Below are 24570 nucleotides of genomic sequence, written 5' to 3'. Positions count from 1 at the left end.
TTGCGCTCGAAGCGGAGGCCAATGCGGGGCATCCTCACACCTACCGTCAGGAAAACTACGAAGCAAAGCACTAGACTGGCAACGGTATGCCGATTTGCAATCGGCTCTGTTGTGCATGCCCATCAATGAAAGGGACCCGTGTGAGTGCATCTCGCGCTTCGGCAAAGGACTCCGCGACGACTGAGGAAACCACGGAGGTGACGACCCCCGCGAAGAAGACGACGCGCGCCAAGAAGGCCACGGCCCCCGCGGCTAGCGCACCAGCCGAGGAAAAGAAGTCGGCCGCGAAGAAGGCGCCGGCGAAGAAGGCTCCCGCGAAGAAGACGACGAAGAAGGCCGACGCCGCCGAGGCTGATAAGCCCGTGGCGAAGAAGGCCCCTGCCAAGAAGACCGCGAAGAAAGCCGACGCTGACGTGGAGAAGGCCGCGAAGAAGCCTGCGGCCAAGAAGCCGCGCGGTCGCAAGAAGAAGGACGAGGAAATCGTCGAAGAGGTTGCCGTCGAGGAACTCGATGACACCGTCGAGGAAGACTTCGAGCCCACGGGCGCAGATCTTGAGGATCCCGATCTCGAGGCAGACGCCGACGATGAGGAAGTGACCGACGCCGAGGAAGAGTCCGAGGAAGAGGATCCGAAGGTCGCTGAGGGTGCTGCGCTGCGTGAACGCACCAACGCCGGCATTCATGTCAAGGGTGGATTCGTTGTCTCGGATTCCGACGAGACCGACGAGCCTGTTCAGCAGGTGACTGTCGCCGGTGCGACCGCCGACCCGGTGAAGGACTACCTCAAGCAGATCGGTAAGGTTTCCCTGCTGAACGCGGAGCAGGAAGTTGACCTTGCTCGCCGTATCGAGGCTGGCCTGTACGCCGAGTACAAGCTGAAGAACCAGGCCGATGAGATGACCAGTCGCGAGCGTCGTGAGCTGCACTTCCTCGCGCAGGATGGTCAGCAGGCAAAGAACCACCTGCTCGAGGCGAACCTTCGTCTGGTTGTGTCGCTGGCCAAGCGATACACCGGTCGCGGCATGCAGTTCCTGGATCTCATTCAGGAGGGCAATCTCGGCCTCATTCGCGCCGTGGAAAAGTTTGACTACACCAAGGGCTACAAGTTCTCGACCTACGCCACCTGGTGGATCCGTCAGGCGATCACCCGTGCGATGGCGGACCAGGCCCGCACGATTCGTATTCCCGTCCACATGGTGGAGGTCATCAACAAGCTGGCTCGCGTGCAGCGTCAGATGCTGCAGGACCTGGGTCGTGAACCCACGCCGGAGGAACTGGCGAAGGAACTCGACATGACCGCCGAGAAGGTCGTTGAGGTTCAGAAGTACGGCCGCGAGCCGATTTCGCTGCACACGCCTCTGGGCGAGGACGGCGATTCTGAGTTTGGTGATCTCATTGAAGACTCCGAGGCTATCGTCCCGGCGGATGCGGTGTCCTTCACCCTGCTGCAGGAGCAGCTCCACCACGTGCTGGATACGCTCTCCGAGCGTGAGGCGGGCGTCGTGTCGATGCGCTTTGGTCTGGGCGATGGGCAGCCGAAGACCCTCGACGAGATCGGCAAGGTTTACGGCGTGACGCGTGAGCGTATCCGCCAGATCGAGTCCAAGACGATGTCGAAGCTGCGCCACCCGTCGCGTTCGCAGGTGCTGCGCGACTACCTCGACTGACGCGCAACCGTCATTCATGGGGGGCTGGGAACGAACGTTCCTGGCCCCCATGACAATATCGTCACAAAGCTCGTTTGTTCGGGTGCCTCCATCGCACAGCGGGGTCCGATAGGGCAGGATGATGACATGCTTGAGGGTGCGTTGATTCTTGTTGTGACTGTCGTTCTTGTCCTCGTCGTCGCCGGTGGTGTCGTGGCGGTGCTGGCTCTGTCTCGTCGTAGCGCGGACGAGTGGAAGGGTGTCATCAAGCGAGAGAGCGAAGAAATCGCGGACGAGGTGAAGACTCATCATTCGCTTCCCAAGCGCGCCTCGACGTCCCCCGATGGTCCCGTGGTGCCGCGGACAGCTTCCCTGCAGTCTCTCCTTCAAAATGCTGAGTCGCGGAGCGCATACTTCGACGCTGACCGCTTGCCGGGCATTGATCGGCTGGAGACGGTCACCGGCCGCGTGAGTGAACGCTTTGATCGCGGTCGTCGGGGCTCCGACGGGGCGAACACGTCAGCCCAGGAGTAGACGCAGGCCTCAGGCAGTGATGCTGCGCTCAGGTTTTCTGTGAAGAGCGTCCATAGGGGATAATGACCCTATGGACGCTTTTATCTCCACTCTCCAGTCGCCGTGGGCGGTCGTTATCGGCCTGGTGGTTGCTGTGCTGATCGGTGTGCTCATCCGCATCGCCGTCAGTTCCAAGCGCCGCTCCACGGACGACGTCAGTATCCCCGTTCAGCCGCAGGTGTCTGCCGAAGCACCCGGTGACGTGCCCGCTTCTGCCCCGCAAGAAGGTGGTGATGAGCCTCGCGCTGGCCCGTCTGATACACCTGTGTCGGCCTCCGAGGAGCCTTCTGAGGTACCCGCCACCCCGGCCTCGTCCATCGAGCGCCCAGAACCTGTGCGCGGTCGCATGGAGCGTCTGCGCGAACGCCTCGCATCCTCCGGTTCACTGGGGCGCGCCATTCTCGGTGTTCTGAGCCGAGGCCAGCTCAGCGCTGCTGACTGGGAGGAGATCGAGGAATCGCTCCTTATCGCCGACCTCGGCCTTGAGGCTACCGACACGCTGATGGAGGCGCTCAAGCGCCGCGTCGCCGTCGAGTCCGTCACGGATGAGGCGCGCATCCGCGAGATCCTGCGCGAGGAGTTGCTCGCGCTCGTCGGCCCCGACATGGATCGCTCCCTCAACCTTGAGCGCCCGGAGGTCGACGGCGTCACGAAGCCTGCCGTTGTCCTCATGGTGGGCGTCAACGGTACCGGTAAGACCACGACCGTCGGCAAGCTGGCGCGTATCCTCGTGGCAGAAGATAAGTCTGTGATCCTCGGTGCCGCCGATACCTTCCGCGCGGCCGCCGCCGACCAGCTCGCTACGTGGGGCGAGCGCGTGGGCGTGGATGTCGTCCGTAGCGATCGCGAGGGTGCCGACCCGGCTTCCGTCGCCTTCGAGGCCGTGCGCGAGGGCGTGGAGCGTGACGTCGATGTGGTCCTCGTCGATACGGCGGGACGCCTGCAGAACAAGTCCACGCTGATGGACGAGCTCGGCAAGATCAAGCGCGTGATGACGAAGCAGGCTCCGGTTTCCGAGGTCCTCCTCGTCCTGGACGCCACCACCGGCCAGAACGGCATGAAGCAGGCCGAAGTGTTTGCTGAGGCTACCGGCGTGACGGGTATCGTTCTGACGAAGCTTGATGGCTCTGCGAAGGGTGGCATCGTCGTGTCCGTGCAGCGTGCGCTGGGTGTACCCGTCAAGTTTGTCGGCCTCGGCGAGGGCGCCGATGATCTTGCGCCCTTCGATCCGCAGGGCTTCGTTGACGCGATCGTGGGTTCCGCGCAGGGCTGAACCCTTCACTCATGACGCGCCTCGGCCCCGGTGAGGAGACTCCCGGGGCCGAGGTGCGCTAACCTGTGCCTAGTACAGCCGCCATCTTGGGAGTAAACACGTGTTTGGAAACCTGTCAGATCGCCTGACCCAGTCCTTCCGCAGCCTGCGCAGCCGCGGCGTCCTGACCGAGTCGGACGTTGATCACGCGGTTTCCGACATTCGGCGCGCCCTGATCGACGCCGACGTCGCGCTCCCCGTCGTTCGTCAGTTCACCACACAGGTCCGTGAAAAGGCCTACGGCGCGGCCCGCTCCAAGGCTCTCAACCCCGGCCAGCAGGTCGTCTCCATCGTTCACGAGGAACTCGTCGAGATCCTTGGTGGCGCGACGCGTGAGCTGACCTTCGCCGAGTCTGGTCCCACGGTCTTCATGCTCGCGGGTCTTCAGGGTGCCGGTAAGACCACGCTGGCGGGAAAGCTGGGCAAGTGGCTGCGCGAGGAAGGTAAGACCGTCCTCCTCGTTGCCTCGGACCTCCAGCGTCCCAACGCCGTCCAGCAGCTGCAGGTCGTTGGTGAGCGCGCAGGCGTCAAGGTGTGGGCGCCCGAACCCGGCAACGGTGTCGGTGACCCGGTTGAGGTCGCGCGAAGCGGTGTCGAGTTCGCGCGCCAGAGCGGCATTAACGTGGTCATCGTCGATACGGCCGGTCGCCTCGGTGTTGACCAGGAGATGATGGACCAGGCGATCGCTATCCGCGATGCTGTCAACCCGCACGAGATCATGTTCGTCCTCGACGCCATGGTCGGTCAGGACGCGGTCTCCACCTCCACGGCTTTCCGTGACGGCGTCGGCTTTACGGGCGTTGTCCTGTCGAAGCTGGATGGCGACGCGCGCGGTGGCGCCGCGCTGTCCGTGCGTGGCGTGACGGGCGCGCCGATCCTCTTTGCGTCCACGGGTGAGGGGCTCGACGACTTCGAGCGCTTCCACGCCGATCGTATGGCGGGACGCATCCTCGACATGGGTGACATTCTCACCCTCATCGAGCAGGCCGAAAAGAAGATGGACGCCGAGGAGGCGGAGAAGGTCGCGGCCAAGGCGATGGCCGGCCAGCTGACCCTCGCAGACTTCCTGAGCCAGCTGCAGCAGATTAAGAAGCTGGGCTCGATGAAGAAGATGCTCGGCATGATCCCTGGTGCCGCGCAGATGCGCGAACAGATCGAAAACTTTGACGAGCGCGAGGTGGACCGCGTTGAGGCCATCGTCCGCTCGATGACCCCCGCCGAGCGTGAGGATGTCTCGATCCTCAACGGGTCGCGTCGCGCGCGTATCGCCCGCGGTTCTGGCACGACCGTCACCGAGGTCAATCAGCTTGTGCAGCGCTTCGAGGCGGCGCGCGAGATGATGGCGCAGATGGGGCAGATGGGCGGCGGCGTGCCCGGCATGGGCGCGCTTCCCGGACGCGGCGGCAAGGCCAAGCAGAAGGCTAACGCTCGTAAGGCGCAGGCTCAGCGTGCACGCATGAAGAAGAGCGCGCGTTCTGGTAATCCCGCGAAGCGTCGCCAGCAGGAGCTTGAGGCCATGCTGCCGCCGTCGGAGCGTAGCGCTCCCAAGGGCTCGTCCTTCGGCGTTGCGCAGGAGGCTCCCGCTCCGCGTCCGACGATCGACGACCTGCCGGACGACGTCAAGCGGATGCTCGGCCAGCTCTGAGCCATGGAGTTCTCCGGGCTCGCCCTGTGGGCGGAGACTGAGTCCGAGCGCCCGCAGTGGGTGAGCGGAACGTGGCGCGTGGATGGCGGAGTGATCCGCCGTGTGAGCGACGAGGAAACCGCGCCCTCGGTCGGTTTTATCGTCCCCGGCATGGTAGATACCCACTGTCATATCGGATACTCGGCAACGGGTTCGGTGTCCGAATCCGAGATGGTGGAGCAAGCCCGAGCAACGCTTGCGAGCGGCGTCACGCTCGTGCGTGATTGCGGCGTACCGCTCGATAACTCGCCCGCGGCTCGTGCCACCGGCCTCCACCTGATCCGCTGTGGTCGCCACGTTGCGCGCCCCAAGCGCTACATGCGCGATCTGCCGCTCGACGTCACCGACCAGCGCGAGCTTCCCGACGTTCTCGCGTCGATGGCATCCGTATCGGATGGCTGGGTGAAGATCGTCGGTGACTGGATCGATCGCAGCGCCGGGGCAGATTCGGACCTCATGCCCCTGTGGGATCCCGCGGTCCTGAGCGACGCGGTCTGCGCCGTGCACGAGGCCAGGGCTCGGATCGCAGTGCACGCGTTTTCTCATCGCGTCATCGATTCGCTCATCGAGGCCGGGGTCGACGACATCGAGCACGGAAGCGGAATCGATGCGGATCAGGCAGCCGAGATTGCCGCATGTGGCATCGCGGTGACGCCCACCCTCCGACAGGTAGAGCTTTTCCAAGACTTTGCCGCGCAGGCGGGGCAGAAGTATCCCGTCTACGCCGCGACGATGCGGGGCATGTACGAGACGCGCCGTGAGCACTTTGAGATGCTCGTGGACGCGGGAGTTCTGGTGCTGATGGGAACGGATTCGGGCGGCTACCAGGATCACGGAACTATCGCTGGCGAACTTGCACTGTGGCTTCAGTGGGGAGCGCCCGCTCAGTTCACCATCGATGCAGCCACATGGGTGAGCCAGCGCTATCTGGGATACCCCGGCCTCGTCGAAGGCGGCCCGGCCGATTTTCTCCTCCTGAATGAGGACCCGAGAATCGATCCCCTTGCATTGTCGAGGCCCTCTCGCGTCACGCTGGGAGGAAGCACTGTGTGGGAGCGAACCTCCGCCTGAGCGCCCGGCGTGATGGAATTAACCGACTCGTGCGACGCGGCGCACGTCTCCGGCTTGGGATATCGGTGCGAAATATGGCATAATCGCTAGCTGTACCCGGCGGTTCGTAGACCCTCTCACTGCGTGCCGTCGTGTCCCGGTCCAATGCGACCCCTGTGTTTCCCACCTTGGGACGCAAAGGTCCACACCAATCTGAAATGGAGAGACCACTCAAGTGGCAGTTCGAATTCGCCTGAAGCGCGTGGGTAAGATCCACGCTGCCCAGTACCGTGTTGTCGTTGTCGATTCGCGCAAGAAGCGTGACGGCCGCGTCATCGAAGAGGTCGGCTACTACGATCCTCAGCCCAACCCGTCGATCATCCGCATCGACTCTGAGCGCGCCCAGTACTGGCTCGGTGTTGGCGCTCAGCCCTCCGACCAGGTCCGCAACCTGCTGGTCCTGACTGGTGACATCGCCAAGTTCAACGGCAAGGCCGACGCGGTTTCCCGCGTGCAGGTTTCCGAGAACGACAAGGCCGCCCAGGCCGAGCAGGCCATCAAGGACGCCGAGGCTGCTGCCGAGAAGTCCAAGGCCGCTGCTTCCGCCAAGAAGGCCGAGGAAGAGGCCGCCGCTGCCGCAGCCGCTGCTGAGGCTGAGGCTGGCGAGCAGGCTTCCGAAGAGGCCGCCGGAGAGGATGCCTGAGCATGCTCGCCGACGCGTTGGAGCACCTGGTCAGCGGCATCGTTGACCACCCCGAAGATGTCGAGGTGACGCCTCGTTCCATGCGACGTGGCCAGCTTCTCGAGGTTCGCGTGAACCCTGAGGATCTGGGTCGCGTCATCGGACGCGGCGGTCGGACGGCTCGCGCGCTGCGCACCGTCATGGGTGCGCTGTCCACGCGTGGCACTGTCCGCGTTGACGTCGTCGACACGGATCGCGAGTAAGACTCGCACACGTCGCGAAGGGGTCCGGCACTGCCGGGCCCCTTCGTTGTATCCTTCGGGGGAGCCCCCCGTACATCGTGAGGAGAACACATGCAGCTCACAGCCGCTATTGTCGGCCCCGCCCACGGCCTGCGCGGAGAGGTTATCGTGGACGTGCGCAGTGATGACCCCGAGGTCCTGGCACCCGGTGCCCGGTTGGATGTTGCGGGGCAGAAGCGCCACCTCACGGTAAGGAGCGTTCGTGTCCATAAGGAACGCGTGCTTACCTCGTTTGAGGAATGCAATTCCCGTGAGGAGGCCGAGGCCCTGCGTGGCGCGCGCCTGCTCGTCGATGCACATCCGGAGGAGGATGCCTGGTATCCGCACGAACTCAAGGGGCTCCAGGCGCGCACTCCGTCAGGTGATCTCCTCGGTACCGTCAGTGGGTTGAGGCCCGGTGCCGCTCAGGATCTGCTCCTCGTGGCCACCGATCGTGGCACGGTTATGGTGCCTTTCGTGACGGCGCTGGTCCCGACCGTCGACGTCGAGGGAGGCGTTGTCGTCATCGATGCGCCTCCGGGCTTGTTTGACGACGATGCGGTCTCGGAGCGCGAGGGTCACTAAGCTCGTGCGTTTCGATCTGATCTCTATCTTCCCCGACTACTTCGCGTCCCTGCGTCTGTCCCTGATGGGCAAGGCGGAGGAGACGGGCCTTGTGGACCTTCACGCGCACGACCTTCGCGACTGGGCGACCGGCAAGCATCGCAGCGTAGACGATACGCCGTACGGTGGTGGCGCCGGCATGGTGATGCGCGCGGACGTGTGGGCCCGCGCCTTGGACGAGGTGCTCTCCGTCCCGCTTCCGGAGCGTTGCGGGGAAGGTGCCCCGGCCTCGTTCCGGCGTGTCCTCGCGATCCCGACGCCTTCAGGAACGCCGTTGACGCAGGCCCGCGTGGAGGACCTTGCGCATGCCGACCAGATCATCGTCGCCTGCGGACGCTATGAGGGGATCGACGCACGCGTCGCCGAGCATTACCGAGGCGCGGGGGTTGAGGTCGTCGAGTTTTCCATTGGCGACTACGTCCTCAACGGCGGTGAGGTTGCGGCGATGGTGTTGACGGAGGCGGTTGCTCGTCTGCTCGATGGCTTCATGGGGAACCCGGATTCTCTGGTGGAAGAGTCACACTCGGGTGCTGGGTTGCTCGAGTATCCCGTGTATACGAAGCCGCGGGAGTTTCGCTCCCTTGAGATTCCCGATGTCCTTCTCGGTGGCAACCATGCGGCCATTGAGCGCTGGCGGCGCGACCGCGCGATTGAGAAGACGACGCGGGTTCGTCCCGATCTTGCGCTGTCGTTGGATGCCTCGTCGCTGACGGCCGAGGATCGTGCGGCACTCGCTTCTTGCGGCGTCGCCTACACCCGCGACGGAATGGCGTATCGCGTTCAGGTGCGGCTCGCAAAGCCCGACGATGCCGCCGCTGTCAGCGAGCTTGCTGCGCGTACCTTCCCGGATGCGTGCCCTTCCTCCCTCCCGGCTGAGGCGATCGAGGAACACATCGCGACGCAGCTGTCGCCGACCGTCTTTGAGGCTGTCATCTCCTCTCCTGAGGAGCATCGGCTTTTTGTTGCCGAGGTCGAGGGCACGCTCGTCGGTTATGTGCTGACCCACGTTGGCACCCACGCGCTGCCCGGTGATCTTGTGCGCCCCGGGCGCGTCGAGGAAGGCAGTGCCTACCTGTCCAAGTGCTACGTGGACGAGGAGTGGCGGGGGAGCGGTATCGCCGATGCGCTGATCGAACGAGCCGTCGCCGACGCAGGCGAGGCAGGGCACACGTCTATCGTCCTGGGTACCAATCGCAGCAATAAGAAAGCGCAGAACTTCTACAAGCGCCACGGCTTCCGCAAACGCTCGAGCCGTACGTTTGATGTGGGAGGCGTGCGCAACTACGACGTCGTCATGGTGCGTGATCTCACCGCTTGATGCGGCGGCGCACTGGCAGATGTGCTCGGGGTTGTGGGATAATAGCCGGGATTGTGCGCGGTTCATCCTGCCGCAGGGGGACACCGAGGCGCACGATCACACGTCAGATGAGCGGGCAAGACCCGCCCAACCAGGCGCTTCCGACCTGCGGCAGATGCGTCAAGGAGAAGAAATGCAGAAGCTGGACGCCGTTGATGCGGCATCGCTGCGCGATGACATCCCCTCGTTCCGAGCTGGCGACACCCTCAAGGTGCACGTCAAGGTTATCGAAGGCAACCGCTCTCGTATCCAGGTCTTCCAGGGCGTCGTGATCGCTCGTCGCGGTCACGGTGTGTCCTCCACGTTCACCATCCGTAAGGTTTCCTTCGGTGTGGGCGTCGAGCGTACCTTCCCGGTTCACGCCCCCACGATCGACCACATCGAGGTCGTCACCAAGGGCGACGTGCGTCGCGCTAAGCTCTACTACCTGCGTGAGCGTCACGGCAAGGCCGCGAAGATCAAGGAACACCGTTCCGGCAAGGCCGAGTGAGGTCGGCCGGGCTCAAGCCTTGGCATTTTTCACGGAAAGGCCCGACACCGCGCGCCGGTGTCGGGCCTCGCCGTATCCTGGGATGGTTGACGTAACGACAAGGAGATTGCATGACCCCGACTGCAGGCCCGACTCTCGGACCGTTGCATGCGCCTTCGCTCCGAGATCGTGACCGTGCGGAAGCCCGCGCGCGGCGTAACCCGCTCGTGTGGCTGCGCGAGATTCTCGTGATCATCGTCGTTGCGCTTGTGATTTCGTCGCTCCTGCGCGCCTTCATCGTGCAGGTCTTCTGGATTCCGTCACCGTCGATGCATAACACGCTCGTTGAGGATGATCGGATCGCTGTCTCGCGTATCGACGCGTTGACGTCGAACGTTCGCCGTGGCGACGTCGTCGTTTTTGATGACACTCTTGGTTGGCTCGGCACGTCGGAGACGACGGCGCCTTCTGTTCTGCGTCGGCTTGGCGAGTTCACCGGGTTTGTCCCCGGTGGCGGTGAACAGACTCTCGTGAAGCGTGTCATCGGCGTCGGGGGAGACCACGTGACCTGCACGAGCGCGACCGGCAAGGTCAGCGTCAACGGGGTTGAACTGGATGAAACCTATGTTCCAGAGGGCCAGGTGCCCTGTGGTGAACGCACCTTCGACGTCGTCGTTCCCGAAGGGCACCTGTGGGTGATGGGCGACAATCGTTCTAACTCTGCAGATTCTCGTTATCACATGGGGACGGGGCAGTCACCCTACGTGCCCGTGTCCTCGGTCGTGGGCACCGTCCAGGCCGTTATCTGGCCGACGTCGCGATGGACGACTGACATCGCGCATCACGAGGTCTTTGCCTCCGTCCCCTCCGCATCATGACCACAGCGTCGCGTGAGCTGGAGGTCTCCCTGGCCAGGCGGTGGGGTGTCGTCGCTGGCATGGACGAGGTGGGGCGCGGAGCTCTCGCTGGTCCCGTTGCCGTTGGTGTTGCGCTGGTCGGCGTCGATGCGCCACCCGTTCCCGAGGGACTCACGGATTCCAAGGCACTCACGCCGCGTAGGCGCGAGGCCCTCGTCGATCCCGTGCGCTCGTGGGTGCTCGCGTCATCCGTCGGCTATGCGTCCGCGCAGGAGATCGATCAGTGGGGCATCATCGCGGCTCTGCGCCTCGCCGGACGCCGTGCGCTTGCGGAAGTAGCCGAGGGGGGCCTCGTCCCCGGCGGTGTTCTCTTGGACGGTTCCCACAATTGGCTCTCCGCGCCGGATGACCTCTTCGGAGCAGTCGATGGCCCCGAGGATCCTTTCGGGCGTGAACTTCCTGTGCACATGCAGGTGAAGGCCGACGCTTCCTGCGCGGTTGTGGCCGCCGCGTCCGTTCTTGCGAAAGTTGCACGTGATCATCTGATGCAGGGGCTCGATGACCCGGGATACGGGTGGGCCTCGAACAAGGGCTACGGATCTGCAGCGCATGCACGCGCTATTGCGCGCCTCGGTGTCTCGGATCATCACCGCCGCTCATGGAAGATGCCGACGCAGGCCACAAAGTAGGGCGCGCCGGGGTGGCACCGCGGTGCTTGGGGCCTGGCCCGGCATGATGGGGTCGTGAGCGAAGAGATCGAAGGTTACGAAAACAATCTGGAGCTGGAACTCTTTAAGGAGTACCGCGACGTCATTGGGTTGTTCAAGTACGTTGTGGAGACTGAGAGGCGTTTCTACCTGTGCAATCACGTTGATGTGCAGGCCCGCCCGGTCGGCGGTGACGTCTTCTTCGAACTGACGCTGAGCGATGCGTGGGTGTGGGACATCTACCGTTCGTCTCGTTTCGTGCGCTCGGTGCGCGTCATCACCTACAAGGACGTGAACGTCGAGGAACTCTCGAAGCCGGAGCTCGACATCCCCTAAACGCTGCCTGACGCGAAGCGCGCGGTTATCCACAGGCCTTCTTGCGAGCCGCCCCCTATCCACAGGGGGCGGTTTTCGCGTTGTTGGATCCGTGCAGTTGGGCGCACTGTGGGCGTGGAGGTGATCCGTGATGGGATGCAACGTTCGGCCCGATCGTCGGGTGCTGGGTGCAGCGGGTGAATATACCGCCCGTCTCCTGCTGCAAGAGAAAGGACTGCGGATTCTCGAATCAAACTGGCGGGACGGTCGCCGGGGAGAGCTCGACATCATTGCGCGCGATGATACTGATTCGTCGTGTTCGTGGACCGTGGTGGTGGAGGTGCGTACGAGGGTTGGGCGCAGGCGGGGAAGCGCGCTCGCGTCGGTCGATCATCGCAAGGTAGCCAGGCTCCGCGCGCTGACGGGGGCGTGGTGTCGCGCTCATGGTCCTTTGTCCTCTCGCGTGCGCATCGACGTCGTTGCGATCACGGTGGATGCACGGGCGCTGCGCTCCTGGCCCGCTGCCATGGACGAGGCCGTGGACCTTCGTGCACTGGGCGCGCAGGTGACGTGGTTGAGGGGTGTGCAATGAAGGGGCCGGGGCTTGCTCGCACCTATTCGATGAGTGTCGTCGGCATCGACGGGCACCTCGTCGACGTGGAGACCTATGCGGGAGCAGGGCTTGTGGCGTTTACGCTCGTGGGGTTGCTCGATACCTCGGTGCGTGAGGCGCGTGACCGCGTGCGCGCTGCTTTCGAGTCGTGCGGATTGGACGTGCTGGATCAGAGAATTACCGTCAACCTCTCTCCGGCTGGTATCCCGAAGTCCGGATCCGCCTTCGACCTGTCGATTGCCGCATCAGTGGCCTTGGCCACTGGTCTCGTGTCACCCGCCGCGTTTGAGGATGCGGTCATCGTGGGCGAACTTGCCCTCGACGGCAGTATCCAGCCGGTACGAGGCGTCTTGCCGGCTGTGCTGGCCGCCCGGTCTTTGGGAGTGCGGCGGGTGATCGTGCCGACAGCGTGTGCCCAGGAGGCCCGTTTAGTCAGCGGCATCGAGGTGCTTGATTTTGGGCACTTCGCCGACCTCATCGCGTGGGCCGGGGGCGATGCCGTCAAGGCGCCATTCCACGGGAGGCTGGGGATATGCCGTGAGGCTGCGGATGTCGTCGATCCGTTGGCGCTCGACATGGCGGACGTTCGCGGGCAGCCGGAGGCAATCGCGGCGATGGAGGTTGCGGCCGCCGGTGGGCATCACGTGTTTCTTCTGGGTGAGCCTGGAGCGGGTAAGACGATGCTCGCCTCGCGCCTGCCGACTATTCTGCCGGACCTGGATGCCGACACCGCGCTTGTCACGACCTCGTTGCATTCCGTCGCGGGTTTACTGCCCTTTGGCATGTCTCTCATGAAGCGCCCACCATTCCAGGCGCCGCACCACTCCGTGACGATGCCCGCGCTCATTGGCGGCGGCACCCGCATGCTTGTTCCTGGGGCCGCGTCCCTCGCCCACGGTGGGATTCTCTTTCTCGACGAGGCTGCTGAGTTTGCCCCCTCCGTGCTCGACTCGCTCCGTGAGCCGCTGGAATCCGGTGCGGTGCACCTGCATCGATCGGGGGTGCAAGCCCGTTATCCCGCCTCGTTCCAGCTGGTGATGGCATCGAATCCGTGCCCGTGCGGCGGGGGAAGCGGCGGACGGCGCTGCACGTGCTCATCCATCAACAGGAGGCGGTATCTGGCGCGTTTATCCGGCCCGCTGCTCGATCGGATGGACATACGCATCGACGTGCACACACCGAGCCGCGCGGACATGTCGGCAACGATAGTCCAGACTTCCGACACGATTCGCCAGCGTGTCATCGAGGCGCGCGCGAGGACACGACGGAGGCTTGCGGGCACGCCGTGGACGCTCAATGTGCAGCTTCCCGGGTCGTGGCTGCGCCACCACTCAGGCATCGAGACATCGCTCATCAATGAACTTGATCGGCTCGTTGAATCGGGGCACTCCTCGATGCGTGGGGTGGACCGGATGTTGCGTCTGGCGTGGACGCTCGCCGATCTCGAGGGGGCTCCGCGCCCCACTTTTGACCACATCGTTGCAGCGCAGCAGCTGCGAAATGGAGCAGATCACTATGAATGAGACTAAACGATGGGAGGCCGCCTGGTGGTCGGCTGTTGCCGAGCCGGCCGACCCCGCTGCCCGCACGGTCCGCCGAGCGTTGGGTGACGGTGCAGCCCGTGAGTGGCTTCAGAAACAGTGGGTTGGCGTGCCGGAAGCTCTGCGTGGGTACCCGAACATTGACTGGTTGACGCAGTGGAGTAGGTGGCGCGAGCGCGCTCTGTCCGTCGATATCGATGTCGAGCTTGCACGCGTGGCTCGAGGAGGCGGTGGATTCCTCATCCCCACCGATCCGCGCTGGCCGGAGCAACTCGTCTGTCTGGGTGAGGAGGAACCGATGGGCTTGTGGTACCTGGGGAGCCTGCCCGCGGCCCCTCGTATGGGAGACTACCTGTCCATCGTGGGCGCACGTGCCTCCACGGGTGCAGGTAACCGATGCGCCCGCAACATGGCGGCATACGTGGCCTCTGCTGGAGTAACCGTTGTCTCCGGCGGCGCGATTGGGATCGATATCGAGGCCCACCGTGGAGCTCTGTCCGCGCATGGTGGCACGATCTGCGTGCTTGCAGGGGGAGTGTCCAACCCGTACCCGGCCGCTCACGGGAGTGACTTTCGCGCCGTCATTGAGGGCGGCGGCGCCCTTATCTCCGAGGTCCCTCCGACCGCGAGGCCCGCGAAGTGGCGTTTCCTGACACGCAACAGGCTGATCGCGGCGTGGAGCGCGGCGACCGTCGTCGTCGAGGCCGGAGCGCGTTCGGGTGCTCTCGCGACGGCGCGGCGTGCGATGGAATACGGCCGGGAACTCGGCGCGGTACCCGGAGCGGTGGATGCCCCGATGTCCGTTGGCTGTCTGGAACTGGCACGTAACGGTGCCACGATTATTCGCGATGGTCGTGATGCCCTTGAGCTTGTGCGTCCCGTCAGTGCGCAGGGGACGGAACCTCTTTTCGGAATGCCGATCGAAGAAGACCGGGGCATCGCTGCCCTGGAACCGATTCAGCGCCGAGTGTGGGAAGCGCTGCCCAGACGCGCACCGTCGTCGGTGGAGGCAATCTGCGTTGCGGCTGGCCTGTCACGAGCGGAGGTTAATCGTGCCCTCATGGATCTGTCTGTTGCGGGCCTCGTGTCGGGGTCGACGCGTGGCTGGGCGCGAGTCAGTGCAGGCGCATCGTAGGATAGCTCCATGACACGCACGGTGGGGGAGCGCTGGGAAGAGTATCTACGCCTCGGACGACGGATGAGTCCCCACACGATTGCCGCTTACCGTGCTGACCTGCGCTCGCTGATGGAATTTCTGGCTCTCGAGGAGGATGCCTCGCCTGAGAGTCTGCGCGAGACACTGACTGCGCGCGCTATTCGCTCCTGGCTCGCTCAGACGCTTGCGGCGGGGGGTGCGCGATCGACGATTGCGCGCCACACCGCAGCGGTCCGCAACTTTACTGCGTGGGCGTTGCGGGAAGGGATTCTGCCCAGTGATCCGGCTGCCCTGCTGTCGTCACCGCGTGCCGATCAGCGCCTGCCTTCCCCGCTCGACGAATCGGACGCGCGGGTGCTCCTCAATACCGCTCGCGACGAAGCCATGAGGGGTGGGGCGTCGCAGTTACGCAACTGGGCAATCCTCGAACTGACGTATGCATGCGGCCTGCGAGTCTCCGAGGTCTGCGCCCTCGACGTGTCTTCGCTGAACCGTGAGGCACTCACAGTACGCGTCGTCGGTAAAGGAAATAAGGAGCGCGTCGTTCCGTATGGGCCGCCGGCGGCGCAAGCCCTCGATCACTGGCTCGTCCGAGGCCGCCCGCAGCTGGCGAGGGAGGGGAGTGGCCACGCCCTATTCCTGGGAGACAAGGGTGGTCGCATCGATCCGCGTGTCGTGCGTTCAATGGTGCACAAGATGGCTGCAGGCGCCGGCGTCCACGACATCGCGCCCCACGGGCTGAGGCACTCGACGGCGACTCACCTCCTGCAGGGCGGGGCTGATCTGCGCGCCGTCCAGGAGATGCTCGGGCATTCGTCACTGTCGACGACCCAGCGCTATACCCACGTGGATACCGCTCGTCTCAGCGCGATCTACCAGCGCGCGCACCCGCGAGCGTAAGGATCGGAGCTCACCCCCAACGTGCGGATCCAACGCACAGATGGAGCGCCCATGGTGCTTACTGCGCCGATGCCTCGTCCCACGGGAGCAGACGCGGGCGCCCGATTGTCAGGCGGATTGGGTCGATGTACGTGCGCCGCCCGGTTTTCGCACCCCAGTGCAATGTGTGCGAGTCTGCCTCGACGGTGCCGATGACCTCACCTTTCTCAACGTGGTCGCCGACAGCGACCGCGGGAGTGACGGGGAGGTAGGTCGACCAGATATCGCGGCCGCGCACGCTGTGGCGAATCGAAATGACTCCACGCCCTGCAACGGGACCTGCCACGGTCACTGTCCCCGGTGCGCAGGCATAGACCGGCAAGCCGACCGGATACTCTAACGTCACGCCTCGACGCCCAGACAGCCAATCATGGGCAGGCGGTGCGAATCCTTCGACGATGGGCACCGGCTCGCCCGTGGGCCACTGCCACCGCTCGTCGTGTGGCGTTGCGCTTGCGGGCAGCGCATCTGCGGCAAACAGGGCGACAACGACAGTGAAGATGAGCGATGCTGCGGCGACACGGACGCGCGACGACCTCTGTAAATCCATGACAACAGCGTCGGAGATACAGGCCTTCCCGTCTAGCTGTTTCGAGACCCCTGTGGATAAAAAAGGCCACGGACATGCGCCTGTGGATAACGAGCGGTCGACACGTGTCCCCGGGTGGGAGCCCCGGCCTCGTCGGGGGGAAACCAGTAGGCAACGTCTCATCCGCTTGGCGTCGGACATTGACGCAGTTGTGAGGTAAGATAGCCGGGCACTTGCCATGTGCAGGTGACTTCGCGTGCCATTATCGCGACCCACGGGAAACCGCCAGGGGAGCGAGGCGTGGCGGCTTCGGTCCCTTCGGGGATGGTCGCCGGTCATGGCACCAGGGTGCGCAACGCGCACAGCAAACCGATAACCCGGGGGAAACCCCACTGATCACTCGCGACTTGCGGGGAAAGGACGAACCATGGCAATCGTTACCATGCGTCAGCTCCTCGAGTCCGGTGTCCACTTCGGTCACCAGACTCGCCGTTGGAACCCGAAGATGAAGCGCTTCATCCTCACCGAGCGCAACGGCATCTACATCATCGACCTGCAGCAGACCATCGCTGACATCGACATCGCCTTCGACTTCGTGAAGCAGACCGTCGCCCACGGCGGCACCCTGCTCTTCGTCGGCACCAAGAAGCAGGCCCAGGAAGCCGTGGCCGAGCAGGCCCAGCGCGTCGGCATGCCCTACGTGAACCACCGTTGGCTCGGCGGCATGCTCACCAACTTCTCGACCGTTGCCACCCGTCTGCAGCGCCTGAAGGAACTCGAGCAGATCGACTTCGACGACGTGGCCGCTTCCGGTCACACCAAGAAGGAACTGCTCATGATGCGTCGCGAGAAGGACAAGCTCTCGCGCACGCTCGGCGGTATCCGCGACATGACCAAGGTTCCCTCGGCCGTGTGGATCGTCGACCCCAAGAAGGAGCACCTCGCGGTCTCCGAGGCTCGCAAGCTGCACATCCCGATCGTCGCCATCCTCGACACCAACGCTGATCCGGACGAGGTCGACTACCGCATCCCCGGCAACGACGACGCCATTCGCGCCGTGTCCCTGCTGACCCGCGTGATCGCCGACGCTGTCGCCGAGGGCCTCATCGCCCGCTCCGACGTCCGCAAGGGCAAGGGCGACGAGACCACCGCCGAGCCGCTGGCCGAGTGGGAGCGCGAGCTCCTCGAGGGCGAGGTTAAGGCTGACGAAGCTGCCGCCGCTGAGGTCGCCGAAGAGTCGACCACCAAGCAGGACTGAACTTTTTACTGAGAGGAATCATCCGATGGCGAATTTCACCGCTGCAGATGTGAAGGCGCTGCGTGAGCAGACCGGCGCCGGCATGATGGATGTCAAGAAGGCTCTGACCGAGGCTGACGGCGACGCCGAGAAGGCTCTCGAGATCATCCGCCTGAAGGGCCTGAAGTCCCTGTCCAAGCGCGAGGGCCGCCAGGCCTCCGCTGGCCTGCTGGCCGCACAGACCGACGGCACCGTCGGCGTGCTGGTCGAGGTTAACTCCGAGACCGACTTCGTCGCCAAGAACCAGAAGTTCATCGACTTCTCCAACGAGGTCCTGGCTGCCGCCGTTGCTTCCGGCGCCGCCGACCTCGACGCGCTGCTCGCCGCCCCCATGGGTGAGGGCACTGTCAAGGATCGTCTGGACGCTTTCGCCGCCATCATCGGCGAGAAGCTTCAGGTTGGCCGCATCGTACGCGTTGAGGGCGAGAATGTCGACCTCTACCTGCACCAGACCAACCCCGACCTGCCCCCGCAGGTTGGCGTCTTCGTCGTCACCGATGCCGCTGGCAAGTCCGTTGCCCACGACATCGCGATGCACGTCGCCGCTTACATGCCCGCCTACCTCGATCGCGATTCGGTTCCGGCCGACGTGCTCGACAAGGAGCGCGCCACCCTCGAGAAGATCACGCTCGAGGAAGGCAAGCCCGCCAACATCGTTCCCAAGATCGTTGAGGGCCGCCTGAACGCGTTCTTCAAGGACAACTGCCTCGTTGACCAGGCCTTCGCGCGTGACCCCTCGAAGTCCGTCGGTCAGGTCCTCAAGGAGGCCGGCGCCAAGGTCACCAACTTCGTGCGCGTGCACGTGGGTGCCTGATCTGGTGACGTCGTCAGCTTGCTGACAAAAGGGAGCGGTCCCGCCCAACGGCGGGGCCGCTTTCCTTTTACCAGGTAGTATTGTTCCTAAGCGTTCCGCCCTCTCAGGGCCGTCATAAAGGAGAAGCGTCATGTCGACGAACCGCCGCGTTTTGCTCAAGCTGTCTGGAGAGGCGTTCGGAGGTGGATCGATCGGCTTGGATCCGAAGGTCGTTCGTAACATCGCTGAGCAGGTCGCGACGGCCGTGCGCGAGGGCGTGCAGGTTGCGATCGTCGTCGGCGGCGGTAACTTCTTCCGCGGCGCGCAGCTGGCGCGCGAGGGTCTTGAGCGTTCGCGCGCTGACTACATGGGCATGCTCGGCACGGTGATGAACGCCCTGGCCCTTCAGGACTTCATTGACCAGTCGGGTATTCCGGCTCGCGTGCAGACGGCGATCACGATGGCTCAGGTGGCTGAGCCGTACCTTCCGCTGCGAGCGATTCGTCACCTGGAAAAGGGGCGTGTGGTTGTCTTCGGAGCTGGTGCGGGCCTGCCGTACTTCTCGACGGATACCGTTTCCGCGCAGCGCGCCCTGGAGATTCACTGCGACGAACTCCTCGTTGCCAAGAACGGTGTGGACGGGGTTTACGACGACGATCCGAACAAGAACCCCGATGCCCACCGCTTCGACACGCTGACGTATTCCGAGGCTCTGCGTCGTGATCTGAAGGTGATCGACGGTTCGGCGTTGGCTCTGTGCCGCGAGAATGGGCTGACGACGCGCATCTTCGGCATGGGTGAGGATGGTGCCGTGACCCGCGCGCTGATGGGCGATGAAATCGGTACGCTAGTGACGGCGTGATATAACCTTCACAGACCACTGACTGAATGGAGCACATAGTGATCGACGATATTCTCCTCGAAGCCGAGGAAAAGATGGACAAGGCCGTGGATGCGGCTAGCCACGAGTTTGCGAACATTCGCACCGGACGTGCGACGTCCTCGATGTTCGAACAGCTCCTGGTTGACTACTACGGCGCCCCCACGCCGATGCAGCAGCTTGCCAGCTTCCAGATCCCCGAGGCTCGTACGGTCCTGATTTCTCCCTTCGACCGCACCGCGACCCAGGAAATCATCCGTACGCTGCGCGAGTCCGACCTCGGCGTCAACCCGACGGACGATGGCAATGTCGTGCGCGTGGTCCTGCCCGCCCTGACGGAGGAACGCCGTAAGGAGTACGTCAAGCAGGCTAAGAGCAAGGCCGAGGACGGCCGCGTGTCTGTCCGCGGTGTGCGTCGTAAGGCTAAGGATCAGCTCGACCGCCTGAAGAAGGACGGAGAGGCGTCCGAGGACGACGTTGAGCGCGCGGAAAAGTCTCTGGATGGCGCGACGAAGGCGCACACCGAGCAGATCGATAAGATGCTTGCCGCGAAGGAAAGCGAACTGCTGACGATCTGATGGCGTCAACTGATCGTTCGTTCCTCGCCCGCATCTTTTCCCCGGGGCCCGCTCGTGAGAATCATCCCGCGAGTGGGCCGACGGGGAAGGCTGGGCGCAACCTTCCGCAGGCCATCACGACTGCGGTTGTATTGATTGCCGCTGTTGCAGTCCCACTCTTCACGTCGCTTCCCGCATTCGTGGGTGTTATTGCGTTCGTGTGCCTTGTCGGCATCTGGGAACTTGCTGGTGCGTTTGCCCGCATGGGGATTACGTTGACCGTCACGCCGCTGTACGTCGGTGCGATCGGCATGGTCACGTGCGCATGGTGGCTGGGTAGCGAGGGGATGCTCTTCGCTCTGTACATCACGGTGTTCGTGTGCGCCGCGTGGCGTCTGCTCGATCACCGGCAGGAATCGCGGATGAGCGACGTCGTGTCGTCGACGTTTGCGGCCGTGTACGTTCCCTTCCTGGCATCCTTTGTCGTGCTCATGCTCGCCGCGTGGCACAGCCCATGGGTGTTCGTTGTCTTCGAGCTCATGGTCATCGCCAACGACACGGGAGGCTGGGCCGCTGGCGTCATGTTCGGCAAACACCCGATGGCACCTGCCCTCTCGCCGAAGAAGTCGTGGGAGGGCTTCGCGGGCTCTGCCGTGACGGCTATGGCGGTCGGATCGGTCGGCTTGTGGCTGCTCGGTGCCTCGTGGTGGTGGGGCCTGATCGCAGGTATCGCTATCGCCTTCGTGGGGACGATGGGTGATCTCACGGAGTCTCTGATCAAGCGCGAGTCCGGCCTGAAAGACATGTCGCAGATCCTGCCTGGGCACGGAGGTGTTCTCGACCGAGTGGACGCGCTGCTCATGAGCGCGCCGGTTGCCTACTTTATTTTCGCGTGGGCGCTGCCGGGTATTTCTTGGGAGTCTACCCATTGAGCCAAGCAACGAAGAAGCCCCGCGGGGCACATGAACGTACGCCGAATGCCCAGGCGTTGCCGGATCCAACTCGTCGCAGCTCGCGACGTGAGGTTCGGCCGACAGATCAGCCGCCGGAGGGTGCAACGCACAAGGACGCCAAGCCCGTCCTGTCGTTCACGGCGAAGCGCCGTGGAAAGGCTCCCTCACACCTCGCTGACCTGGATGCTGCTGGCCGTAAGCAGGTCTTGAAGGACCTTGGGCTTCCCGCTTTTCGTGCCGATCAGCTCTCGCGGCACTACTTCACGCATTTTGAGGCTGACCCCGCGAAGATGAGCGATATTCCGGCCGGTATGCGCGACGCTGTGTCACAGGCGCTGTTGCCGAACCTCGTGACGAAGGTCGTGTCGCTGGAGGCTGACGGTGGCCGCACGATCAAGGACCTGTGGCGTCTCTATGACGGTGCGCAGGTAGAGTCCGTGCTCATGCGTTACCCGCAGCGTACGACGCTGTGTGTCTCGTCGCAGGCGGGCTGCGGTATGGCGTGCCCGTTCTGCGCGACGGGGCAGATGGGCCTCACTCGTAATCTCTCGACGGCCGAGATCGTCGATCAGGTACGCGAGGCCCAGGCCTCGTGCCGTGATGGCAAGCTGGCGGGTGGGCCGACTCACCTGTCGAACGTGGTTTTTATGGGCATGGGTGAGCCTCTGGCGAACTACAAGACGGTGATCGGCGCCCTGCATCGCCTCATTGACCCGGCCCCCGAGGGTTTCGGTATGAGTGCCCGTAACATCACCGTGTCGACGGTTGGCCTCGTGCCCGCGATTAAGAAGCTCGCGGGGGAGGGGATGCCCGTTACCCTCGCGGTGTCCCTTCACGCTCCCGATGATGACCTGCGCGATGAGTTGATCCCGATTAACTCGCGTTGGAAGGTCGGTGAGCTTCTGGATGCTGCGCGCGCCTACTTCCTGGCCTCGGGGCGACGCGTGTCGATCGAGTACGCGCTGATTAAAGATATGAACGATCAGGAATGGCGTGCACAGCTCCTCGCCGATGAGCTCAATAAACGAGGCCATGGCTGGGTTCACGTTAACCCGATCCCCCTTAACCCGACACCGGGATCGATTTGGACTGCGTCCACGAAGCACGCCCAGGATGCGTTCGTCGAGCGCCTGCGCGACAACGGCATCGCGACGTCGATCCGAGACACGCGCGGTTCGGACATTGATGGTGCGTGCGGCCAGTTGGCCACGGCGGTTGCCGAGGGGCGGAGGCCCGGCGGTGAGGAGCGAGCATGATCACGACCGATTTTTCGCGTACGTTTTTGCGCGAGGGCTACGACATGAGTGAGGTGCGAGCGTTCCTCGCCGATGTGGAGCGCACGATCAAGGGGCAGGTGAGCGAGGCGGATCAGATCGTGACCGCCCAAAAGGCTGAGGAGATCGAGTTTTCCGTTAAGTTCCGCGGTTTCAACATGGACCAGGTGGACGCCGAGATAGATCGCTTAATCGGCGTGTTGAGGGGGCTTGATCGCGAACGCGAGTGGGCGGCACAGCATGAGGATGAGGTCGGCGAGGGAGCGGCGGACGTTCGCGCCGACGAGCCCGCCCCGGCCTCGTCGACCGAAGCGCGCAGTGCCCCCGAAGCGCGCAGTGCCCCCGAAGCGCCCGTGGTTCCTCCTGCAGCTTCACAGGTGCCCACCTCCGATATCCGGCCGATCACCCCAGAGACGCCCCGAGCAGATTCTGGCGACGTGGCGGTGTCCCCACAGCCGCCCGAAGCACAGGTCGCCCACGTGTGGGACGTTGACGCGACACAGGCGGCCACCGATAGCTTCGGCGTTGACCGCATAGTCGATCACCTCGCAGCCGATCCGCCCATCCAGACGGTCGTGGACCAGGTGGCCCCCGAGTTTGGCACCCAGGAGGCCGTCGATGAGATTCTTCGTTCCATGACTCAGAATTTAAGGAGCAATGATGACTGAGTTCCCTAGGGTTGGTCTCTTCTCGAAGGGCTACGACTGCGAGCAGGTCGATGCTTTCTTCGAGGATGCCCGACGTGCATACGAGGGCGCTGTCCCCCCGGAGCAGTTCAGCGCGGAGCAGGTTCGTCTCGCGACGTTTGAACTCAAGAGCCGCGGCTACAACATCGAGGCCGTCGATGGGGCGATGAATCGTTTGGAGGCAGCGTTCGTGAATCGCGACCGTGCGGATTCCGTGGCCGCCGAAGGCGAGGCAGCGTGGTACGACCGCGTGGCGGATCGTGCGACGACTCTGTATCCGCGTTTGCAGCGTCCGCGCGGTGAGCGTTTCTCGCATCCGAGCTCGGGCCGTGGCTACGCCTGCGACGAGGTGGATGACCTGCTCGATCGTCTTGCCGCCTACTTTGACGAGGCCGGTGAGCTGACCGCTGATGAGATTCGTACTGCGACTTTCCGACCGAAGCGCGGCAAGAAAGCGTACGCGGAGGGACCGGTGGATGCCTACCTCGGGCGTGCTGTCGAGATCCTGCTCGCGGTCGACTGATGCTGGCGAGCGCGGAGCAAAGCGGCAGCGTTGTTCCCGTCATCCTGTTGGGATCGACGGGGTCGATCGGCACCCAGGCTCGAGAGGTTATTGACGCGCATCCGGGGCGTTTTCGCGTCGTCGGTGTGAGCGCCGGCGGTTCGTCGATTGATGTCCTCGCGGAACAGATCGTTGCACTTGCCCCCGCCTTTGTGGGCGTTGCACGCGACGTGCGCGAGGAGCTCGATGCCGCTGTGCGCGCCCTGGGTGGCCAGTGCCCACAGATCTTTGTCGGTGAGCAGGCGTCCGTCGATGTCGTTCGTGCGTCCGTCGAGCGGGCGGGGGAGGAACTTCCTGGTCTCGTGCCCGTCGTGCTCAACGGAATCACCGGCGGCGTGGGCCTGTCGTCGACCCTTGCGGCGTTGGAAAGCGGGGCACGCCTGGCGCTGGCGAATAAGGAGTCGCTGGTTGTTGGTGGCGCCCTCGTGAAGAACGCGATGCGTTTTCCGGGGCAGATTGTCCCGGTGGATTCCGAGCATTCTGCGATTGCGCAGGCACTTGCGTCGGGTGTGCATGAGCGCGGCCTGACGTCTCCGGTTGTGTCGGGTCGTTCCGAGGTCGCTGACCTGGTTCTCACCGCCTCCGGTGGTCCGTTCCGTGGGCGCACGCGCGAGCAGTTGCGTGGTGTGAGGGCGCAGCAGGCTCTCGCGCACCCGACGTGGCAGATGGGTCCCGTCGTGACGATCAACTCCTCGACCCTGATCAATAAGGGCCTGGAACTGATCGAGGCGCACCTGCTCTTCGACGTGGCGCCTGAGCACATCATCGCGACCGTTCATCCGCAGTCCATTGTGCATTCGATGGTGACGTGGTGCGACGGTGCGACGACGTTGCAGGCCTCGCCCCCGGATATGCGTCTGCCGATTGCCCTGGGCCTGACCTGGCCTGAGCGTCTGGAGGGCGTGGAGAAGCCCTTGACGTGGACGGCGGCCTCGCAGTGGACGTTTGAGCCGGTGGACAATGAGACGTTCCCGGCGGTGGACCTGGCGCGCTTTGCCGTCGGCGAGTCGGCGACGCATCCCGCGGTGTTGAACGCTGCCAACGAAGTGCTGGTTGATGCTTTTATTGCGGGGGAGGTCCCGTGGCTTGCGATTGTTGACACCGTGTCGGCGGTCGTGCATGAGCACACGGGCGTCGTTGATCCCTCGTTGGATGACATTGTAGCCGCGCAGCGCTGGGCTGATCAGCGCGCACGCGAACTTGTTCGCGCGGGCCAGTGGAAGGATATGTGAG

General features: G+C 64.1%; 27 protein-coding genes. 26 read left to right on the top strand and 1 reads right to left on the bottom strand.

Annotation, left to right across the window (positions count from 1 at the left end; translation table 11 throughout):
• The first annotated feature begins 125 nt into the window (after window positions 1–125).
• The 17 genes from HMPREF1478_RS05450 (at window position 126) to HMPREF1478_RS05370 (ending at window position 15767) form a co-directional block, all read left to right on the top strand.
• The gene (locus HMPREF1478_RS05450; RefSeq protein WP_034475240.1) at window positions 126–1667 is read left to right on the top strand and encodes an RNA polymerase sigma factor; all 1542 of its coding nucleotides are present in this window, start codon (window positions 126–128) and stop codon (window positions 1665–1667) included.
• A 126-nt stretch (window positions 1668–1793) separates the two neighbouring features.
• Window positions 1794–2180: a hypothetical protein gene (locus tag HMPREF1478_RS05445; RefSeq protein WP_016461079.1), complete on the top strand. Its 387-nt coding sequence runs from the start codon at window positions 1794–1796 to the stop codon at window positions 2178–2180.
• A 70-nt stretch (window positions 2181–2250) separates the two neighbouring features.
• Window positions 2251–3492, top strand: a complete 1242-nt coding sequence (gene ftsY, locus HMPREF1478_RS05440; RefSeq protein WP_016461078.1) for a signal recognition particle-docking protein FtsY — start codon at window positions 2251–2253, stop codon at window positions 3490–3492.
• 100 nt (window positions 3493–3592) lie between these two features.
• On the top strand, window positions 3593–5176 hold the full coding sequence (ffh, locus tag HMPREF1478_RS05435; protein ID WP_016461077.1) for a signal recognition particle protein: 1584 nt from the start codon (window positions 3593–3595) through the stop codon (window positions 5174–5176).
• Window positions 5177–5179: 3 nt separating this feature from the next.
• Window positions 5180–6286, top strand: coding sequence for an amidohydrolase family protein (locus tag HMPREF1478_RS05430; RefSeq protein WP_016461076.1), 1107 nt, complete (start codon window positions 5180–5182; stop codon window positions 6284–6286).
• A 214-nt stretch (window positions 6287–6500) separates the two neighbouring features.
• A complete protein-coding gene (gene rpsP, locus HMPREF1478_RS05425; RefSeq protein WP_016461075.1) occupies window positions 6501–6968 on the top strand; it encodes a 30S ribosomal protein S16 in 468 nt (155 codons plus the stop codon).
• Between the two features lie 2 nt (window positions 6969–6970).
• Window positions 6971–7210, top strand: a complete 240-nt coding sequence (locus tag HMPREF1478_RS05420; protein WP_003792828.1) for an RNA-binding protein — start codon at window positions 6971–6973, stop codon at window positions 7208–7210.
• A 90-nt stretch (window positions 7211–7300) separates the two neighbouring features.
• On the top strand, window positions 7301–7813 hold the full coding sequence (gene rimM / locus HMPREF1478_RS05415; protein ID WP_016461074.1) for a ribosome maturation factor RimM: 513 nt from the start codon (window positions 7301–7303) through the stop codon (window positions 7811–7813).
• Between the two features lie 4 nt (window positions 7814–7817).
• Window positions 7818–9170: a tRNA (guanosine(37)-N1)-methyltransferase TrmD gene (gene trmD / locus HMPREF1478_RS05410; RefSeq protein ID WP_016461073.1), complete on the top strand. Its 1353-nt coding sequence runs from the start codon at window positions 7818–7820 to the stop codon at window positions 9168–9170.
• A gap of 172 nt (window positions 9171–9342) precedes the next feature.
• Entirely contained in the window at window positions 9343–9699 is a 357-nt protein-coding gene (rplS, locus tag HMPREF1478_RS05405) for a 50S ribosomal protein L19 (protein ID WP_007588732.1), read from the top strand.
• Between the two features lie 110 nt (window positions 9700–9809).
• The gene (gene lepB / locus HMPREF1478_RS05400; RefSeq protein WP_016461072.1) at window positions 9810–10556 is read left to right on the top strand and encodes a signal peptidase I; all 747 of its coding nucleotides are present in this window, start codon (window positions 9810–9812) and stop codon (window positions 10554–10556) included.
• Window positions 10553–11224 carry a ribonuclease HII gene (rnhB, locus tag HMPREF1478_RS05395; protein ID WP_016461071.1) on the top strand — a complete coding sequence of 224 codons (672 nt, stop codon included), beginning with the start codon at window positions 10553–10555 and terminating at the stop codon, window positions 11222–11224. Before lepB ends, rnhB begins: the two co-directional genes overlap by 4 nt.
• Before the next feature lie 54 nt (window positions 11225–11278).
• Complete coding sequence (locus HMPREF1478_RS05390) at window positions 11279–11578, top strand: DUF2469 domain-containing protein (RefSeq protein WP_003795316.1); 300 nt, start codon at window positions 11279–11281, stop codon at window positions 11576–11578.
• 130 nt (window positions 11579–11708) lie between these two features.
• Window positions 11709–12149 (top strand): YraN family protein, encoded by a 441-nt coding sequence (locus tag HMPREF1478_RS10935; protein WP_016461070.1) that lies wholly within the window; start codon window positions 11709–11711, stop codon window positions 12147–12149.
• The gene (locus HMPREF1478_RS05380; RefSeq protein WP_016461069.1) at window positions 12146–13693 is read left to right on the top strand and encodes a YifB family Mg chelatase-like AAA ATPase; all 1548 of its coding nucleotides are present in this window, start codon (window positions 12146–12148) and stop codon (window positions 13691–13693) included. Before HMPREF1478_RS10935 ends, HMPREF1478_RS05380 begins: the two co-directional genes overlap by 4 nt.
• Entirely contained in the window at window positions 13686–14846 is a 1161-nt protein-coding gene (dprA, locus tag HMPREF1478_RS05375; RefSeq protein WP_016461068.1) for a DNA-processing protein DprA, read from the top strand. The genes HMPREF1478_RS05380 and dprA overlap by 8 nt, the downstream gene beginning before the upstream one ends.
• Before the next feature lie 9 nt (window positions 14847–14855).
• Window positions 14856–15767: a tyrosine recombinase XerC gene (locus HMPREF1478_RS05370; protein ID WP_016461067.1), complete on the top strand. Its 912-nt coding sequence runs from the start codon at window positions 14856–14858 to the stop codon at window positions 15765–15767.
• 58 nt (window positions 15768–15825) lie between these two features.
• On the opposite strand, the gene HMPREF1478_RS05365 is transcribed toward HMPREF1478_RS05370, so the two are convergent.
• Window positions 15826–16356, bottom strand: coding sequence for a M23 family metallopeptidase (locus HMPREF1478_RS05365; protein WP_016461066.1), 531 nt, complete (start codon window positions 16354–16356; stop codon window positions 15826–15828).
• A gap of 406 nt (window positions 16357–16762) precedes the next feature.
• On the opposite strand from HMPREF1478_RS05365, the gene rpsB reads away from it, so the two are divergent.
• From rpsB to dxr, 9 genes are all read left to right on the top strand, one after another.
• Window positions 16763–17593, top strand: a complete 831-nt coding sequence (gene rpsB, locus HMPREF1478_RS05360) for a 30S ribosomal protein S2 (protein ID WP_016461065.1) — start codon at window positions 16763–16765, stop codon at window positions 17591–17593.
• A gap of 25 nt (window positions 17594–17618) precedes the next feature.
• Complete coding sequence (gene tsf, locus HMPREF1478_RS05355) at window positions 17619–18446, top strand: translation elongation factor Ts (RefSeq protein WP_016461064.1); 828 nt, start codon at window positions 17619–17621, stop codon at window positions 18444–18446.
• Between the two features lie 130 nt (window positions 18447–18576).
• On the top strand, window positions 18577–19287 hold the full coding sequence (gene pyrH, locus HMPREF1478_RS05350) for a UMP kinase (protein ID WP_016461063.1): 711 nt from the start codon (window positions 18577–18579) through the stop codon (window positions 19285–19287).
• 38 nt (window positions 19288–19325) lie between these two features.
• Window positions 19326–19883: a ribosome recycling factor gene (frr, locus tag HMPREF1478_RS05345; RefSeq protein ID WP_016461062.1), complete on the top strand. Its 558-nt coding sequence runs from the start codon at window positions 19326–19328 to the stop codon at window positions 19881–19883.
• Window positions 19883–20794 carry a phosphatidate cytidylyltransferase gene (locus HMPREF1478_RS05340; RefSeq protein ID WP_016461061.1) on the top strand — a complete coding sequence of 304 codons (912 nt, stop codon included), beginning with the start codon at window positions 19883–19885 and terminating at the stop codon, window positions 20792–20794. Before frr ends, HMPREF1478_RS05340 begins: the two co-directional genes overlap by 1 nt.
• A 56-nt stretch (window positions 20795–20850) precedes the next feature.
• Window positions 20851–22071 (top strand): dual-specificity RNA methyltransferase RlmN, encoded by a 1221-nt coding sequence (gene rlmN / locus HMPREF1478_RS05335; protein ID WP_034475234.1) that lies wholly within the window; start codon window positions 20851–20853, stop codon window positions 22069–22071.
• A complete protein-coding gene (locus HMPREF1478_RS10100; protein ID WP_016461059.1) occupies window positions 22068–22757 on the top strand; it encodes a DivIVA domain-containing protein in 690 nt (229 codons plus the stop codon). Before rlmN ends, HMPREF1478_RS10100 begins: the two co-directional genes overlap by 4 nt.
• On the top strand, window positions 22750–23298 hold the full coding sequence (locus HMPREF1478_RS05325) for a DivIVA domain-containing protein (protein WP_016461058.1): 549 nt from the start codon (window positions 22750–22752) through the stop codon (window positions 23296–23298). Before HMPREF1478_RS10100 ends, HMPREF1478_RS05325 begins: the two co-directional genes overlap by 8 nt.
• Window positions 23298–24569, top strand: coding sequence for a 1-deoxy-D-xylulose-5-phosphate reductoisomerase (gene dxr / locus HMPREF1478_RS05320; protein ID WP_016461057.1), 1272 nt, complete (start codon window positions 23298–23300; stop codon window positions 24567–24569). The genes HMPREF1478_RS05325 and dxr overlap by 1 nt, the downstream gene beginning before the upstream one ends.
• The last annotated feature ends 1 nt before the right edge of the window (window position 24570 follow it).

The sequence above is a fragment of the Actinomyces sp. HPA0247 genome, assembly GCA_000411415.1.
Classification (GTDB): Bacteria; Actinomycetota; Actinomycetes; order Actinomycetales; family Actinomycetaceae; genus Pauljensenia.
This window is presented reverse-complemented; position numbering and strand designations above follow the sequence as displayed.